The organism is Mesotoga infera, from assembly GCF_900157305.1.
Classification (GTDB): domain Bacteria; phylum Thermotogota; class Thermotogae; order Petrotogales; family Kosmotogaceae; genus Mesotoga; species Mesotoga infera.
Map to the genome: position 1 here is coordinate 454,834 of NZ_LS974202.1, position 17,816 is coordinate 472,649.

9 protein-coding genes are annotated in these 17,816 nt (G+C 50.7%); 8 read left to right on the forward strand and 1 reads right to left on the reverse strand.

The genetic code is table 11. The features are described from left to right. Position 1 precedes the first annotated feature (1 nt). From MESINF_RS02180 to MESINF_RS02195, 4 genes are all read left to right on the forward strand, one after another. The gene (locus tag MESINF_RS02180; protein WP_169698329.1) at positions 2 to 2,494 is read left to right on the forward strand and encodes a COG1361 family protein; all 2,493 of its coding nucleotides are present in this window, start codon (positions 2 to 4) and stop codon (positions 2,492 to 2,494) included. Positions 2,495 to 2,591: 97 nt separating this feature from the next. After that, positions 2,592 to 9,188: a DUF11 domain-containing protein gene (locus MESINF_RS02185; protein WP_169698330.1), complete on the forward strand. Its 6,597-nt coding sequence runs from the start codon at positions 2,592 to 2,594 to the stop codon at positions 9,186 to 9,188. Between the two features lie 4 nt (positions 9,189 to 9,192). Beyond that, the gene (locus MESINF_RS02190) at positions 9,193 to 9,624 is read left to right on the forward strand and encodes a hypothetical protein (RefSeq protein ID WP_169698331.1); all 432 of its coding nucleotides are present in this window, start codon (positions 9,193 to 9,195) and stop codon (positions 9,622 to 9,624) included. Positions 9,625 to 9,707: 83 nt separating this feature from the next. Further along, positions 9,708 to 10,430, forward strand: coding sequence for a hypothetical protein (locus tag MESINF_RS02195; RefSeq protein ID WP_169698332.1), 723 nt, complete (start codon positions 9,708 to 9,710; stop codon positions 10,428 to 10,430). Between the two features lie 503 nt (positions 10,431 to 10,933). On the opposite strand, the gene abc-f is transcribed toward MESINF_RS02195, so the two are convergent. Beyond that, on the reverse strand, positions 10,934 to 12,760 hold the full coding sequence (gene abc-f / locus MESINF_RS02200; RefSeq protein ID WP_231936808.1) for a ribosomal protection-like ABC-F family protein: 1,827 nt from the start codon (positions 12,758 to 12,760) through the stop codon (positions 10,934 to 10,936). 124 nt (positions 12,761 to 12,884) lie between these two features. Here abc-f and MESINF_RS02205 point away from each other — a divergent pair, with 124 nt between their 5' ends. From MESINF_RS02205 to MESINF_RS02220, 4 genes are all read left to right on the forward strand, one after another. Then, positions 12,885 to 13,469 carry a hypothetical protein gene (locus MESINF_RS02205; RefSeq protein ID WP_169698333.1) on the forward strand — a complete coding sequence of 195 codons (585 nt, stop codon included), beginning with the start codon at positions 12,885 to 12,887 and terminating at the stop codon, positions 13,467 to 13,469. A gap of 26 nt (positions 13,470 to 13,495) precedes the next feature. Beyond that, entirely contained in the window at positions 13,496 to 13,999 is a 504-nt protein-coding gene (locus MESINF_RS02210; RefSeq protein ID WP_169698334.1) for a hypothetical protein, read from the forward strand. A gap of 132 nt (positions 14,000 to 14,131) precedes the next feature. Continuing rightward, positions 14,132 to 15,439: a hypothetical protein gene (locus MESINF_RS02215; protein WP_169698335.1), complete on the forward strand. Its 1,308-nt coding sequence runs from the start codon at positions 14,132 to 14,134 to the stop codon at positions 15,437 to 15,439. Positions 15,440 to 16,105: 666 nt separating this feature from the next. Then, complete coding sequence (locus tag MESINF_RS02220; RefSeq protein ID WP_231936809.1) at positions 16,106 to 17,815, forward strand: DUF4910 domain-containing protein; 1,710 nt, start codon at positions 16,106 to 16,108, stop codon at positions 17,813 to 17,815. Position 17,816 lies beyond the last annotated feature (1 nt).

A 17,816-nucleotide genomic window follows, 5' to 3' on the forward strand; every position in this document is an offset into this window, starting at 1 on the left:
TATGAGTAAGAAACTTCTACTGGTGCTCCTTGCGGTCATGATAGCTGTTGCCGCGATTGCCGCACCACCTGCCGCCGGCACCAAAATCAAGAACCAGGCCGCGGCTACATATACCGATGGCAGGGGAGTAACCAGAACAATCCTATCGAACCAGGTAATAACCACGGTACTACCTGTCTATTCGGTACTCGTCACACCCGATCTGATAGAACAACCGGGTGCCGCCGGACAGACAATGCAGTTTCAGTTCAGGATCGACAATCTCGCAAACACAGTCGATACTTTCAACACGAGTGTGAATATCGATCCCGCATCGACATTTACTCCGCAAAATATCGAAGTCTTCTACGACGAAAACGGCAACGGTGTCGTTGACCCCGGTGAAGAACTTTGGAACAACACAATCCCGATATCATCGGGTGACTTCAGGTATGTCATAGTCAGGTACAGGGTGCCAAGCGCGGCTGCGGCCGGAACCACCGCCACGGTCTATCTTGATGTTGACTCGGTAAGCGATCCGGTAAATGCTTTCGATCACGACAACGCGGCGCGCACAACGGTCTATAACGATGCCGTGCTGACGCTCTTCAAATCTGCCACCCCGCAGGAAGTCAAGGCCGGCGACGAAGTCGTTTACACGATTTCCGGAGCTAACGTCGGTAACAAGGCAGCTTCAGACATAACCATAATCGACGTTCTGCCGGCAAGTCTTGAATATCTTGGCTTCCTTGACAAAGTTCCGGCAGGTATGACTGTCAATGTAACAGGCAATACAGTGACCCTGCATATCGCCAATCTCACTGCAGGCTCGGGTTTCCAGATTAGACTTAGAGTACAGGTGAAAGCGGATACACTTGCAGGTATCATCGAGAATGTGGCAACGATGACTTACAAAACGACTGCGCTCGAAACTGTGAGCAGGAGCTCCAACGTTTCTACTATCATGGTAGGTGGACCGGGCAATGAGACGACTAAGGTCTGGATCGGTCCCAAGGGTAATCCCGAAGCGGTAGATCCGAACGATATCACGATAAAGCCCGGTGTTGCCGGTACTCTAGTAGAGTTCACGAATACGGTGAAGAATGCCGGTCTCTCGACGGACATAATAAACATTACAGTCGCTGAGGTTTTTCCTGAGGGCCTGGATAATGTTGTCGCTATCTCCTTTTTCACCGAGAATCTTACTCCCCTACCGGATACCGACGACAACGGGATGCAGGACACCGGCCCGCTTGCACCGGGAGAGACCTTCGACATTACAGTCAAGATCTTCATACCCGCAGATATTGATGTTAGCGTCACCTCGATTACCGCTATCATGAAAGCAATCTCTTCGATATCTCCAGCCATTTTCGATAAGACCACAGACAAGGTCGAACCAATAACCTTCCCGTCCGTAGCTATCGGAAATATGTCTGGAACGGCCACCGATACTACCGTAGATAAGAACTCGGTAAACAAGAACGCCGATCCCGGCTCTTATGCATATTTCCCTCTGGACGTTGTAAATAACTCCGATGCTGCCGATACTTTCAGCCTCTCGGCCGATCTTCCGGCGGGCTATACGGTGAGGTTCTATATCGATACCAACGGAGACGGAGTTCTCGATCCAGATGAGATGATACCTATAACAAATACCGGTCAGGTATCTCCAAACAGTGGTATCAGAATCATAGCGAGAGTAACCGTTCCCGAAGGAGCCCTCTACACAGGAGTGGCAGTTCCCGTAACGTTCTATGCGACTTCTCTGACCAGACCCACAGTGGAAGATTCTCAAACAAACACGATCACCGTAAACGCCGTCAGGCACATTACGCTATTGCCATCCAGAAATGGATCGGCCGCTCCCGGACAGAATATCGACTACGAGCACACTCTGACAAACACGGGTAATGTGGCGGTGACCGTCAAGCTCTATCCAAGCTCGACCAGAGGCTGGAACTTCACTTTCCTTCAGGGCGGAAACCCGGTAAATCTAGATGCAACTTGGCCACTCGAGCCCGGCCAGAGTGTAACGGGTATATTCAGGCTTGAGGTCCCGAGTGACGAACCTCTCGGCGTGACTGATGTCGCCTATCTAAGGGCCGAGGTTCAGGAGGACACTAATGTTACGGCAACTGTTATAGATATCACGGTTGTTGTATCGGAAAAGGTCACTCTGGAGAAGGCCGTCAATAAGACCGATGCAAAGCCCGGCGAACAGCTCATCTACACTATAACCTACGCCGACGTCGGAACGGAACCAATCAATAATCTGATCATTTACGACACGATCCCGTTCTACACCTCTCTTGATCCTGTAATAGTAACCGACACGATCAACTTCACCGAACCGTCTCAGGTGAGTACCGATTACGGAGTAACGTGGGAGGACTGGGCAACGTTCGACAAAAACAATCTAGCCTCTGTAACCACCGTTAAGTGGATAATCGGAACACTGACTGCCGGTGGGTCAGGCACGGTTGTCTTCCCGGTGTTGATAGACGGTTATTGATCCAATTGCCATGGCCTTCGGGCCATGGTTCTTCATCTCTGTGATCTCCAAAGAGCTGTTCCGGAGATCACAGAGATGAGGACAGCGAGGTGATTAGGTGCGCGGCAAGATCGTAATGCTTCTTATATTAATCTTTGTGACAACCGCGGTTGTCCCGGCACCGGCTGCCGGTTCTAAAATAGAGAACTTTGCCTTTGCCAGATACAGAGATATCGATGGCAATCATATTACGATCTTCTCGGATAAGGTCGTCACTACGGTATTGCCCGTCTATGGTTTCACGATAAAGCCCGACGGGACATTCGAGAAACCCGGTCAGGAAAGAGATGGTTTCGAAGGAAGCACAGTTGATCTGAACTATGTAGTACAGAATTTCGGTAATAGCCCGACGACGATCTCGCTCTCAGCCTCTCAGATCTTTGAAGACGGCCCCTCGGGTGCCCCGGTGCTCAGAGTTATCGGCATTTATCTCGATGAAGGAGAAGAGGGTCTCTCGGGACAGGCAAAAACACCGGTAAATAGTGTCGACCTCGAAATCGATGGTTCAAAAAAGCTGATAGTAAGAGTTATCCTCGAAGAAACCGGTGATTTGACCGATAAAGGTTTTATCAACATAGTCGGAATAGACCCGACCGGCAACACCGATGACGACAACATAGCCCAGATAAAGGTAGAAGAGAAGGAGATTGTCGCCTCCACAAAATCCAGACTCCTGGAGACCGTTCTCCCGGGTAACTCGCAGTCCTTCTCGGTGAGCCTCACAAACAACTCGGAGTACGAACTGGACAGCCTAGTTCTCAAAGACTTCATAGACTACGGGGGCAATCTGGTTGACGGAGTTCTCGATTCCGCTTCTCTCTTTTCGAATTACGATTTCTCCGCCCGCTACTTCAACGGTTCGGATTGGTTGCCCGAGCCGCCACAGAACGATGAAGAGATAAAGGGCTTCGAGCTCACCTTCGGTCCGGTCAGTCCGGGGCAGTCTGTCGAAGTGTCTTTCGATATCTTCTTCCCAAAGAACGTTCCAGCAGGCAGGCGCTACAACACCGCCAGTGTTTCTTACTCGAGGCTTGGAACAACATGGTCCTCAAAGACAAATACTGTCGATTTTACCATTCTGGCTCTGGGAGTCCCTCTTCTAGGTCCTTTCGGATACCCGGACGCGCCGGAAATGACTCTTGAGGATACTACGCTCAGCACTGTCACAGTTTTCGATGGCGATACTGTCATATTCCATCACACTCTCAAGAACGACGGAAACACACAGGGTGTAATGGATCTGCTTATTGAAAGTGCCAACTTTCAGCTAGAGGGCTGGGAGTTCGTCTTCAAAGACGATACGGGAGTTCCTCTGACGGACACAGACGGAAGCGGTTATGTGGATGTCGGGGTCGTCGCTCCAGGGCAAGAGGTAGATATAATTCTGGAGGCAACTATTCCCGAAGGCGTTAGTGGCAGCAATTTCGAGAAAGGCTTTAAGTTCATACCCAAAACCGTAATGGGCAACGAGGAGAACAGAACGATAGATATAATTCCACATATCAGGAAGTCAGACAGCCTGAGCATATCCAAAGTCGTTCTTTCGAGCTCTCTTGTTATGCCGAAGGCCGAAGTGCGTTTCTTTATCTCGGTGGAGAACGAGTCCGAGAGTTCGACCGGAAAGATCACGGTTAGCGATCCTATTTCCACGCTCCTTTCGGCTCCGTACGAAATTGAGGTTTCAAAGGAGGCTACGGTTTCATTCAACAGTCAAGAGAGAATACTCACGGTCGAGCTTGACTTTCTCGATCCCTTCGAGAGCGTGGAGATTTCCTTTAAGTGCACTACGGTTGACGATATCGCTGAAGGGACCGTAATAGAGAACACGGCAACCGTCTCGGGCGATGGAACTTTCGAAGACTCCGAAAGGGTCTCCGTGAAGATCTTCCACGGTAGTCTGGAGCTGATGAAGCTGGCCTCTCCTTCGATCGTTGAACTGGGGTCAGAGATTACCTACACTATCGAGGTGTCAAACCCCAGTACCATAGCAACTGTAACTGAACTCAGGCTAGAGGATAGAATCCCGCCGGGGACCTCTTACGTAGAGGGAAGCGCGAGCATCGACGGCGAACCCTTAGAACCTCTGATACTTGAAGATATGCTGATCTTCGATAATTTTAGAGACCTGAAGCCTGGAGAGAAGTCAAAGGTAGTTTACCGTCTGAGACTCGACGAGTTTACCGGAGAATCCCTGAAAAACACGGTCAGGGCTATCGGTACGATTCTGTCTCAAGAGTACAGCGCGCAAGTGATAACAGAACCCTTCGTCGTCGACGTGCGCGTTTTCAGGCCTATGAATACGGGCACTGGAATCATAGGCAGGATTTATGTAGATGAAAACGGAAACGGCTTCTACGACAAAGATGACAGCAAACCTCTGCCCGTCAGACTGCTCCTTCAGGACGGCTCCTTCGTCGTTACGGATAAGGACGGACTGTTTCATTTCGACAGGCTGAAACCGGGGCTCCACACCGTCAAGGTAGATATTGACGTGACACCTTACAGGCTTTCGCCGAATCAGGATAGCCGATCGCTTGGAGACGACAGATCTTTCATGATCGAGACTCTGCCGGGGATGTACACCATCCTAGATATACCACTGATCCACAGGGAGAGAATCGTCGAGACGATAACATATAGAAATCCTCTGACTCTCAAAGGCTTTGACGCCGCGTCGCTAATAGTCTCTGGAAATCAGAGCCTAGATCCCTCTATGTTCTCCGATTACGGTTATATAGTCACACCGTTGAACGGACAGGAATTTGTCGGCGTTGACAGACTCATGGTAGAGGTGGCAATGCCCATAGAAAGCCGCCACACTCTCTACGTAAACGGTATTGTCGTTCCCGAGAGCCAGATAGGACAGAAGGCCAACGACGCAGACGGCCTCTGGCTTTTTGTGAAGTACTTCAATGTGAAGTTGAATCCCGGAAGGAATAGAATAAGGCTAGACTGGCAGGATGGAACTGCAAAAGGCAGCAAGGAGATAGAGGTATATCTCTCCGGAGAGCCCTTTGAAATCAGAGTCTCGACCGAGCCACTTACACTGACCGCCGACGGCGTGACAGAGGCTTTGGTCGTAATCTCGCTGGTCGATGAAAGGGGCGTCCCATCATCGGTCGGTGGAACTCTTATTATTGAAGGTCTCGATCCTCATACTGTTTCCGAACCGGCTGAATGGGACGGAACGAGACTGAAGCTCGAAAATGGCGTATCTAAACTTAAATTGAAGCCCACGGCTCAGGCCTATTCAGTAGATTTCTCTGTAAGGTACGGTGATCTTTCAAAAGATGTTCGTCTGGAGTATGCAGTCGAATCGCGTCCACCGCTTATAACCGGAAGCGCACAGCTTCAGTACAGCTTCAAAGATCGTTATCTCTCCTTTAAAGGCGGTGTCTTCGGTCGCCTCAATATCGACAGAGGTTTGCTTACCTTCCGTTTCGGTGAAGAATCATCGGCCGATTTCGATACGTATATCACCCATGGCGACGAATCGATAAAGGGTACGCTGGCGCCCTCATCTCGCCCGTATTTTCTGCGCTATGAGATCGGGCATTTCAACGTTCAACTTGGAGACTATAAGTTCGAGACCCGCGGAAGTACCGGCTTCCTGTCAAGTGGAACTGGTCTTTCCAGCGAATACAGCAGCGATGTTTTCTCCTACAAACTCTTTCTGAATCCAGTTTACAGGAGAAAGAGGACCGAGGAGTTCAGAGGAGAGGGCATAAGAGGCCCCTATTACCTGTCTGAAATACCGGTTTTTGGAAGCGAAACTATAAGTCTTATAACAAGAGATAGCGAAGGCGAGATAATCACTCGGCGGGTTTTGAGAAGAGGCGAAGACTACACACTCTACAATTCGAATAGACTACTGATCTTCAGTAAACCGGTTCCTTATTTCGATCTAGACTTCAACCCGATCTGGATCGAAGCCGTCTATTCAACCGATTCGACCTCGCCGGGCGATCTCGACATGATGGCGTATCTAACTTACTCTCCTTCGGGCTGGAAGTATTCGCTTACCGGGCTATTCAGAGGTCTGAGTGAAGGCTACCGGTTTGTCTCTTTGAAGGCGGACGGAAGTATTTCCGAAGGCCTTTCGCCTTCGCTGGAACTGCTGGTCTCCTCGGACAGCGGAGACTTCGGATTGCGGGCCGCAGGGGCGCTGAAGTTCGCCAGCAAGATAGTCGTCGGTAATCTGGAAGCTCATCTGGACAGAAACTTCAAGGCACCTGACAATCCCAGAGCCTTTTCAGGCTTCGGTTTAGGTCTTGAACTCAATCCAAAGCTATTTGAGCTGAAGTTGCTCTCGGGATACAGCTTCGATGAAAAGGCTAAGACGGGAACACTCTCGCTTGAGCTGCTGAGAGACTTCAAAGTAGGTCAGGTTATGACTGAAGTCTCGCTCAAGGAGACTCTGATACATAAGCAGAACGGTCTGGAAAATGAAGTTCGGCTCACCGCAAGACCGAGGTTATCGCTGGACAAGACAAGGCTCAGCGGGGAAATCAGTCTGGGGCTGAGAGGGGTCGGTCCGTTCGCCGGTCTCTCTTTGAGGACCGACTTTGGTATCAGCGAGTCTCTCTTTGCAGGAGGAGACGTAGTATTTGACCATTCCGGAGCGGGCAGGGTAAAACTGTCGCTGACTCCATACATATTGAAGAAACTTGGCAAGGTCTCTGTAACGGCAAAAGAGAGGATAGAGTTTCTGCCGGATCTAAGGTTCACCACAATTATTGGCTTTGGCTATACGCTGGATACGGGGAAGATAGATCTCGAGGCGACTCTTTCGGACAGGATCTCGATTGGAGCCGGCTACACGGCCTCCTATTCTCCGGGCATCGTCAATCTGGATTTCCTCTTACAGGGCAAACACACTCTCGTTGGCTCGAACACCGAGGACTTCTACGCCCTGCATGTAGGTATAGAGAACCGTGAGATTGAGTCCCTTAAACTCAGGCTGGATACAGATCTTAGATTCGACACCGGATTTGCCCTGTCGCGATTCCTTATAGAGAGCCGGGGAGAGTATCTCGGTCTTGATAGGCTTAAACCGGCCTATCACATTCTCTACACGAACGACCTGAAGACCCGGAGCAGCCGATTTGAAGTTCAGGCTGGCCTCGCATATGTTCCCCAGCTGAGGAGTCCTCTGGCTCTCCTTTCGGAGGGAGCTTACTATATAAGCAGAAACGCAGAAGAAACGACTTCCGAAGGCCGGCTGACTCTTGACACTGTCTTCTGGTATGACAGAACCTTCAACTTCGCTCTGACCGGAGAGATATATCTCAAGAAAAACATGGTCTACACAATAAACGGACTCAGAGCGGAGAAGTCTTTTGCCGATCTCTTCTATATCACCGGTGCCGGATATCTTGTAAACGACAATAGAGGCGGTTTCTATAACAGATTCATAATCCAGGTCGGTCTCACCCTGTGGCCAGATACAGTCATCTACGCCGGTTACGGCTTCGGTTCGCTGAAGGAGAGCTTCCTTGGAAATCTGAGAAAGGACGGCTTCTACTTTGGAGTAAAAATCAAATTGGACGACAGCTGGTTCTTCACGAGCAGAAACACCGGAAAGTTGAACCTCTACTTCTTCCTCGACAAGGATCTCGATACAAAATACGATACAGGTGAGATGCCCGCAAGCGTCAAGGTGAGAATAGATGGCAAAGAGTACGAGAGCAATGAAAGTGGAGTCATATCTGTCGAATTGCCCGTCGGTCTTTACAGAGTCGAACTCGTAGAATACCCCGATTCACTTGCTTCCTTGCTTGAGAATTCTCCGGAGCTTCAGGTAACTGAGTACGGATCCAGAGACTTCTACTGGCCGTTTATGGAGTCACCGGCGTACGTGGATATACGCATCTTCGTCGACTCGAATTCTTCGGGTACATACGATGAGCAAGAGGAATACCTGAAGAGCTTCTCTATAAACATAGGCGAGGACGTAGTGTTTACCGAAGACGGAACGCTTACCATCCCGGTCTCGGCGGGAATTATAAGAATCTCGCTGGATCTGGCCTCACTCGGTTCGGGTGTCAGTATCACGACCGGTTCTTTGAACAGACAGCTAGAGCTGAAGCCGGGAGAGAGAAAGAGTGTCGAATTTGGTGTCGCCTTCCAGCGGAAAATCGAGGTGGTCCTTTTCAGAGACCTGAACGCGAACGGTCTGAGAGAGAGTGACGAGCCCCTTCTCGACGCTTCGGGCATCCTCGCCATCGGAGGCAAACCCTTCAGGATAGGTTCCCTGACGGTTCTCGAGGGAGTACCTTCCGGCAGGAGTCCGGTCAGTCTGACTATGGACAGGGGCTTTGAAAAGCTCTATTCGAGAACCACCGCCATCGATACGGTTGAAGTGGCCGACACGGGAGATACTGTCCTCGAAATAGGGTTCGCCGAAAAGAGCTCACTCATGTTGTCTTTCCTCGATGAGAAGGGCGACTATTTCTACGATGTCATAACGGTGAAGATCGATGGCATCGAGTTTCAGGCCTTTGGTATAATCGAGCTGGTGGGACTCGTCTTCGGAGAGCACTCGGTCGAGATAACCGGACTTCCGAAGGGGTTCAGGTGCGACCGGTACATCTACGAAATCTGGCTGGAGCCTGGCGGAAGAGGCGAATTAGAAGTGGTTATAGTGAAGGATTGATATTATGGACTTTTTCAGAACTCTCAACGAGATTGCTTTCTATCTCTCCTTCGTACTGTGGGCCGGTGGCGGTGTTACGGTATCGGTTTTCTTGCTGCCGTTGCGCGACCCGAACACAACGCCGCAGGTGCAGGGTTTTCTGTACTCTCTCTGGGAGAACCTCAGAATCGTCGCGATAGCCGTTTCGATCATCATGCTCGGCACGAGCCTGACGAGGCTTATCATCGATCCGGCCGTCAACGTTTTCTGGACGGTGGTATACTTCGTCACCTTTTCGCTGACAGTTTTCAGCCGGTACATGGCCGACAGGCTTATAAAGATGGGAGCCAGCGATCCACGGTCTATGCTGGAGGTAGAAAAGAGAAACTTCGCTCTCTATCTGTCTTACTCGGACGCCTGTATCGTCCTGACGGTAATCGCGACGACCCTTATGTAGCAGTAGCGATGAGTTCTAGCTTGCAGGCAGAGAGTTCGACAGAATGCAAGTGCGGAAACAAACTCCATAGGAGGCCCGTCCATATGACAGGAAGAGAATACTCCTTCAAACAGAAGATCATCGAAACGATTCACGAAGTTATGGTCAGAGACATGTCGGTCGGTATAGACGGTGCCGCTTATGTAAGCATATTCGTGCCGTCGCTTGAAGTCTCAGGTCAGAGTTCCGTCGACGGCTACTTCAAGGCCGGCTACTATCCCTCTTCGAAGGGGAGAGCAGCGCATCTGGGCATAAGCTTGAAAGTAGACAACAAGCGGCACGAGGGCATGACACTCTCTCTCGAAGCGACCAGTGTTTTGCAGGAATGGTATGAAGAGGCGTACGCGGATATCAAGAGGAGATTCAAATCCATCGTGGATCGAGTCGTTGGCGATGAGCTTCCGGTTGTCTTCTCGCTCGTAGGCGAGGACTTTCCAAAATTCACTCCCGCACTGCAGATAGAAGATGAGGACTTGAAGCATGAAAGCTACAAAGTACTAAAGCACGCCATCGTCAGGTTTTTCAAGCTGCACGGCACTGAAAGGTACGCAAAAGTTGAGCACCTGGACGATTACCTCACAGAATCGATCCCGCCCCCGCCCGTAAGCGAAGATCGACTGCCGCCGACGGCCTTCGACATAGAACACGAAAGAGATCTCTATGACATTTACGTTACCGGACCGGGTCTGGTGTTGTCTTTCAAAATGAAGCTGTCTGATATACCCAACCCCCGGCTTAAACAGTTGCTCGAGCGCGAAGAATATTAGACGCGAAAGGTGAAAAAGTGATGATGTCAAGCGTATCGGCATGACGGGAAGGGAGGAAAGACCGGGATCCTGGCTAGGAGCACGCCAGGATGACCTGAAGGGAGTAAGACTGTCATCCCGGGCTCCGGTCCGGGATCCACTCCTTAGAAAACCGTGATTCTGAGTCAAGCTCAGAATGATGTCAAGCGTATCGGCATGACGGGAAGAAAGAAGGACTGTTATTCCGTGAATACCCCGTCCTGTCATCCCGTAGTGTTCCTATACGGGATCTCGCTCTTCTCGCTCTTTCGAAGGACGGGGCCATGTTCCGGGACGACTGACAAAGGACGGCTCCTAACGCTCTTCTCACCTCCCACCTCTTACCTCTCACCTCCGGTTCGAAGAACGGGACCCGGACGCTGAGCGTCGGAACGAGGAACTGCTCTTTCACTCTCTCCAAGGGTGGGTCCATGCTCCGGGAAACATGACGCGGGACGGTTCTCTCCGCTTTTTCGAGGGACGGTTCAATCCCCCAGAAGGTTGTCAAGCTCCTCGAGTTCTCTTTCGAGGTTTTCTTTCTCTTCGAGCAAGGCCAGTATCTTCTCTTCCGATGACTCTATGATGGCCTGAAATTCCTGAAGTTTCTCGTAATTAGTGACGTACAAACCCATTTTCAACTGAGCTTGCTCTATCTTTCTCGACAATTCCTCTTCTTCATTATGGAGAAGATCGTACCTTTCGGAAAGCGATTTCCGCCTGTTGGTGAGCTTTCTTTTCTCCTGGAAGGAGAGCCTTGAGGCTTCGTTGTCGTTGCTTTCCCTGACCGTCCTGTTACGGTTCAGGTATTCCTGGACCGAACGCACGGGTTTGAATTTCAACCTGTCTATCATCACGAAATGATCGCAGATGTTCTGCACGAATTCCCTATCGTGCGAGACCAGTATTATACAGCCTTCGTACTCCCTCAGAACATCCTCCAGGCTCTCTATGGACCAGATGTCGAGGTTGTTCGTCGGCTCGTCCATCACCAGAACGTTCGGCTTTGAGAGAATCAATTTCGCCAGCGCCAGTTTCGTCTTCTCTCCACCACTCAGAGACGAGATGGGCTTAAAGACGTCTTCACCCGGGAAACCGAACCGTCCTATGTATTTGCGTACCTCGTAATCGGGCTGCCCCGGCATCAGCTGCCATATCTCCGTCAGGACATCGTTGCCAAGGTTTAGATCTTCGGTGAGCTGCGAGAGGTATCCCCATCGAACGTTGTGGCCCCACTCTACCTCACCGGAAGTTTTTTCCAGATCCTGGGTTATTATCTTCAGAAGAGTGGTTTTTCCGCTACCGTTTGGACCGAGAAGGCCTAACTTTTCGCGCCTGTGGACTTCCAGACCTGCGTTTCTGAACAGCTCTTTGCCTTCGAATCCAAAGGAAAGCCCTTCAACTTTGAGGACTATATAACCGGTCCTGTCGGGCTGGGGAAGTCTGAACCTGGGAGCCCGGACCTCCTCGTCGGGTAGATCTAAAGATTCAAGCTGTTCTATGAGTCTATCGCGCTGTTTCTCTTTGTTGATGGCCTGCTTTATGAATTTCTCCTGTCCCCAGAGCCTGTAACGTTTGGCGACTGCGTCGAGTCTTTCGATCTCCTTCTCCAGATTTTCTCTGGCTCTCGTTCCGCTTTTCATGAGTATCTCGCGATCGAAGAGATACTTGTCGTAATCGCCCGGGAAGTCCCACATCGAACCGCCGTTCAGCTCCCAGAACCTGTTGCCGACCTTCCTTATCAGGTACCTGTCGTGGGTTACGACTACCAGCGCACCCTGGTAGCTCTTCAGGAACCCGACCAGCCATTCGGTTGACTCAAGGTCAAGATGGTTGGTAGGTTCGTCCAGGAGCAGAAGGTCGTAATCTACGAGGAAAAGCTTTCCCAGAGATATTCTCGTCAGCTCGCCTCCGCTGAAGGTCTTCAACTTTCTGTTCCAGTCCTCCTCGGAGAATTCCAGACCCACCAGCGTACTCCTGACCCGCCTTTCGAAGGAGTAGTACTCCTGGGTGTCTGGCAACAAAAGGGATTTATCGCTCATATAGTAGTCGATGAGCGTTATATCACTGTCTGGAATCCTGTTCTGTATCTGGTACCCGATTTTTACCGAAGCGGAGTGAAAAATCTCCCCCTCGCTGGGTTTCAGCTCCCCGGCTATTATCTTCATGAGGGTTGACTTTCCGCAACCGTTTTTTCCTATGAGTATGATCTTATCTTTTTTGTCTATGGAAGTCGAGACATCGTCGAAGAGAAAATCCTGACCGTAATCGTGTCCGACTTTACTCAGCGAAACAAGCATCTTTTTTCCTTTCATTCAATCTTCTCAGTCAATATGATACTATACAACGGGGTTTTTTTATCGAAGTCCTTTACGGGATATAATGTTGTTAGGGCACGTGATATCTTTGAGTATGCGATTCGATTGGTGGTGTTTGCCATTGAAAGTTGGATTTTCTCTGTTGATTGTTGCTACTGCATTTCTGGTGATGCTTTATATATGGGGCTTTTATTTTTTCAAGAGTCCCAGCCAGGTTTTCGAAGAGTACGAACGCGCGCTGGTGGAGTACGCGCACCAGATGCGAATAGTGGAAGAGGCCGGTTTGAAGGCCGGGCTTGGTGTTAGAGAGCTGTCGGATCTTAGAGAAGCTGCCATAGTCGATCTCGAGGGAGATATGAAAAGAATTGTTGCGGACTTCGAGAAGGAATGGTCGGCGATGCGGAGAATCTACCTGGAATACGCCAGAAGATCGGGAAGCTGGTTCATCGAAGGGTTAACCGGTGTTATCGTCACACGGGACAATCCCGATTATTACACTCTGCTGGCTTTCTATAACCTTATAGACGATCCCGACAACTATTGTCTTTTATTCATACCGGAGACGAATGGTTCCAGTGTTTTCAGCGAGTTTTCCGGTGCAAGGATTTATTATCTCCAGAAGACTATATGGGGTTACAGGATCGAGTGGAGCAAATCGCTCATCGATCTCCTGTTGGGTAAAGACCTCACTTCGATAGCCGTCTAAAAGGAACATCAGGCCGGAGGACAGCGATGTTTCTCAAAAGATTCGCAACTGTTCTACTCATATTCATCGTAACCGCTACGCTGGTGGCCAGTCCGGAAATGGTGGCCCGACAAACATTCGCGGCTATTCTCGGCGGATTTGCCGGCAGTGTTTCGGGAGCCGTCATCGGCACGATAATGGGTGGCCTGATCAATCCGACCGGCTGGGGCGATCTCGTTGGTCTTATACTCGGCTATATTGTTGGCGCACCGATCGGCAGCTCCCTCACCACCCTCTTCTGGTCGTCCGGCCGACTGGAAGGAAGCGCATTGCTCTCAATAGCTGGAAGCATAGGCGGTGTGGCCCTTCCTTACGCCCTGAACGGATTGATAGCCAATTTCTTCCCCGCGAACGATTTCAACCCCTCCGGGATAGTCCTGATGATCTCTTTACCCCTGTACTCGGCGTTCGGAGCGGTGCTTGGCTATAATTATCCCCGACTTATTTCCGGTGATCCACCTCTGGTAGATCTATCGACAACGGTCAAATGATTCGCCATCGGAAGAACTATACCGGATTTTGGCTTGTTGAGAGGCTAAATTAAGGGGCTTTCTGTGATAACATTTTCCTGATGAAGCAAAAATAAACCTGCAGACCCAATCCATTGAACCCAGGAGGAAACGATGTTCTGGAAAGAGAAACGAGTCGAGAGGAAACTGGAAAGAGAGATCGGAAGAAAGGAAAGAGAGCTGGCCGGCAGCACCGATCCCCTGCAGCGTGGCTCTCTGCTTGAGGAACTGGTCTGGTTGAAGGAAGAGAGGGGCGATCTATTCGGAGCGATCTCGGCGTTGCTGGACAAATTCAAAGAGGATCGGAAAGTCGATACTCTGAAAAAGCTTCGTCCGATTCTAGAGAAGCACAGTGAATTAGATCTCCGGGAACTAGAAGAGAGGCTCTTCGAGTCGGGCAAAAATCTCGATCGTACATCGGAAAACGATCTACTGGAAGAGATTTACAATATCGACGGAAAGCTGGCTCTTCGACTTTCGTTGAGGTTTTTCGATGTTTCCAAAGAACACGCCTGCGGTTTGCGCGCGATAGATATCATGGAAAGACTGCTATCGGAAAACGGCAGAGAGCACGATGTCTCTGTTGTGGAGACTGCGGAGGAGTACCGCAGTCTTGTGGGCGAACTTGTAGAGATTTCGCCGGACAGAGGCGGGCAAATACTGGCCAGGGCTGCCGAATTTTCCGAAGAGAGACTGGGAAATCTCGAGTTCTTTCTAGACTTTTCGCTACGCCGTTTCGAGATAGAGCCGTCTCATGAGGTCAGATGCGGCATATTGAACAGCGTAATCGAGAAATTCGATAACCTCGCAACCGTTTTCGAAGAGAGAGAAGAAGAATTGCTCAACCGATTGGAGGCTTTCCTTTCACCGGAGATGGAATGCAAGAGTGTCGATTTGCTCCTCGAGCGTATGATAGAAACTGCCCACTCGATAAACGACTCCAGAGAAGAACTTTACCTCGACAGGAAGCTGAAGCGGGTCGATCTCCAATCGTTGAAGAGCGAGACCGTGGTGATAGAGAGAGCTTCAAAAAAGGGTCTTCCCGATATTTCTCAGTGGAAGAGACTGGCAAAGATGTACCGGTGTGTAATCGACCTCTCTCAAGACCTGGAAGAGAAGATCCTGTACATTCGCAAGCTAGGTGCCCTTCTGAGAGACAAGCTCGAGGATTACGAAGGCTCTTTGAGGGTTTTCGAAGAGGGAATGAAGTTGAAGGAAAGCGATATAACTCTGTGGCTGGTTAAAGGGATGACACTTGAGAAGATGGCGCAGAATCATCCAGATTCGGAAGCAAGTTGCGATATATGGAAAGCCGCTTACGACCATTACTTGAAGATAGCCGAAAAGTTCGATGAACAGGAGATAAAGCTCTCTGCGATCGAAAAGTGCGCCATCATACAATCCGAAAAGCTCAGTGTCTAGTAAGGCACGGATGCAGACCAGAAGCGGGAAGAGCGTTAAGAGCCGTCCTTGGTCCTTCGTCCAGGAGCATGGACCCGTCCTTGGAAAGAGCGAAAGAACAGTTCCTTGTTCCGACGCTGCGCGTCCAGATTCCGTTCTTCGAACCGGAGGTGAGAGGTAAGAGGCGGGAGGTGAGAAGAGCGTTAGGAGCCGTCCTTCGTCAGTCGTCCCGGAACATGGACCCGTCCTTCGAAAGAGCGAGAAGAACGAGATCCCGTATAGGAACACTACGGGATGACAGGATGGGGGCGTTAACGGGATGACAATCCTTCCTCCTCCCCGTCATTCTGAGCTTGACTCAGAATCTGCTCTTTCAAGCGTAAGGAGCGAGATCCCGGGTCGGAGCCCGGGATGACAGGATTGGTGCATTACGGGATGACAGTATAAGTGCACTACGGGATGACAGGACGGGGTATTCACGGAATAACAGTCCTTCTTTCTTCCCGTCATGCCGGACTCCGATCCGGCATCTCCGTCCTTGGAAAGAGCGGGTTCCTCGTGGCAAAACAGAGGTGAGAGGTCCGAAGAGCGATAAGATCTTGACTTTCTAACCTGTTACCTCTAACCTCTGCTCTAGAGATAGATACACGACAGACCTATGGGTGAATGACGAACTTAAAAGGAGAGATGATAGACATGGTTGAGAAGCTGGATGGAAGAAAAGTGAAATCCCTCATAGAACTTCTATCGGGCTTTCATAGAGTTCGAGGAAGCAAGGATTACCACGATTCGATGATGGCCGCAATCGATTACCTGAAAAGATCCGGCATGCCGTCCAGAAGATTCAAAGTCTTCTCCTATTCTGCCGACGGAAAAACGGTCAATGGCAACGTAGCCACTACTCTGGCCTGGGAACCGATCTACGGAGAGATGTGGCTGGAAAGGCCAGAACGGTTTTTCATAACATCCACCTCCATATCGAAGGTCGCGCTAGTTTCCGGAAGCGCCGGGAGCGAGGGTTGGAAGGAACTGAGTCTGGTGCAGTTCGAAGGAAAGAAAGACTACTCCAGCAAGGCCGTCCTCGCCAGCGACGATCCGGTGAAGGTCTTCCAGCAGGCCGTCGTCGAGGGGGGAGCGAGCTGTCTAATATTCAACTACATGAGGAAGTCTTTCGAAGAGATCGGCAGAAGCCTGGAAAAGCTTCCGGAGATGACAAACTACCTTTCCATTCCTTACGACAGAGAGGCTGCCGAAAAAAAGGCGGTCGCCTTCTCCATCACCAAAGAGAAATACGATCTTCTGGCCGACGCCGTAGCCAGGGGCGGTGCTGTTGTGAGATTCCGATCGGAAGTCAGGCTCACTGAAGGCGAGCTCGAAGTGCTTCAAATAGATGCCACGGGTGTGGAAAACGGCCCCGGCGTAATCATAACGGCGCACCTGTGCCACCCGTCGCCGGGTGCCGACGATAATGCCAGTGGAGCGGCCCTGGCCGTCGAGCTTGCACGGATACTCCACCAGGTCGAGTTTCCCTTCCCCGTCAGGATCGCCCTGGTACCCGAGTATCTTGGAAGCGTTCCATACGCGCTTCAATTAAAGAGAGAGAAGAAGCTGCCGCTCTTCACGGTTAACCTGGATATGGTCGGCGCCGATCAGGATAAGACAGGTTCCACCTTCATTCTTTCGAAGGTTCCGCCGTACCTTCCGCAGAAGTGGGGACGGATTCTAGAGTATTACATAAATCAGCTGATGCCAAGAAATGGAGGATATCCCCTGAAACGCTTCGGCGAGATACCCTTCATGGCCGGTTCCGACCACTGTGTCTTTACCACCCTCGGCGTACCTTCGCCTTTCCTTGGTCATCTGCCAGACAGGTATTACCATTCGGACTTCGACACACCCTCCATGATGGACCGAGTGGAACTGGAGTGGGTTGGAAAAGCGGTCCTGAAGACGCTCGAACATATCATAGCGCCAGACCCGCTGGCAACAGCGGCCGCGAAGGGAAAGATGATCGGAGAGCTCCACGAAATACTCACGCGAATAGCCGGTAGAGAGGGGTCGGGTGAGCTTCTCGATCTGCTCATATCCAATTACGAGGGCGATGTTCTCAGGGACAATTTTGCCGAGGCGTGCGGCCTTTCCTCTTCCAGACCTCTCGAACCAACTTTTGAAAGTTCGCTTGGGCTGGAGTGGATGAAGATCGTTCCACAGGAATTGAAGAACGAAGTGGGACCGGAACTTCTCAGCATGGCCGATTTCATGGTCGGCGGTTCGCTGGTTATCGGAAGCAGGGAAGCAGTGGAGCTCCTCACCGGAATTCATTACGGGGTACCCATAGAGAAGGTGAGAACCTTGACGGGTTGGATGATAGAAAGATCGCTTTTGAGGTCGTCTTAGC

What these genes read in the sequence shown, in the direction of transcription:
- abc-f (WP_231936808.1), bottom strand. Translation starts at nt 12,760, where the DNA reads ATGAAAGGAAAAAAGATGCTTGTTTCGCTGAGTAAAGTCGGACACGAT.
- MESINF_RS02180 (WP_169698329.1), top strand. Translation starts at nt 2, where the DNA reads ATGAGTAAGAAACTTCTACTGGTGCTCCTTGCGGTCATGATAGCTGTT.
- MESINF_RS02215 (WP_169698335.1), top strand. Translation starts at nt 14,132, where the DNA reads ATGTTCTGGAAAGAGAAACGAGTCGAGAGGAAACTGGAAAGAGAGATC.
- MESINF_RS02195 (WP_169698332.1), top strand. Translation starts at nt 9,708, where the DNA reads ATGACAGGAAGAGAATACTCCTTCAAACAGAAGATCATCGAAACGATT.
- MESINF_RS02190 (WP_169698331.1), top strand. Translation starts at nt 9,193, where the DNA reads ATGGACTTTTTCAGAACTCTCAACGAGATTGCTTTCTATCTCTCCTTC.
- MESINF_RS02210 (WP_169698334.1), top strand. Translation starts at nt 13,496, where the DNA reads ATGTTTCTCAAAAGATTCGCAACTGTTCTACTCATATTCATCGTAACC.
- MESINF_RS02220 (WP_231936809.1), top strand. Translation starts at nt 16,106, where the DNA reads ATGATAGACATGGTTGAGAAGCTGGATGGAAGAAAAGTGAAATCCCTC.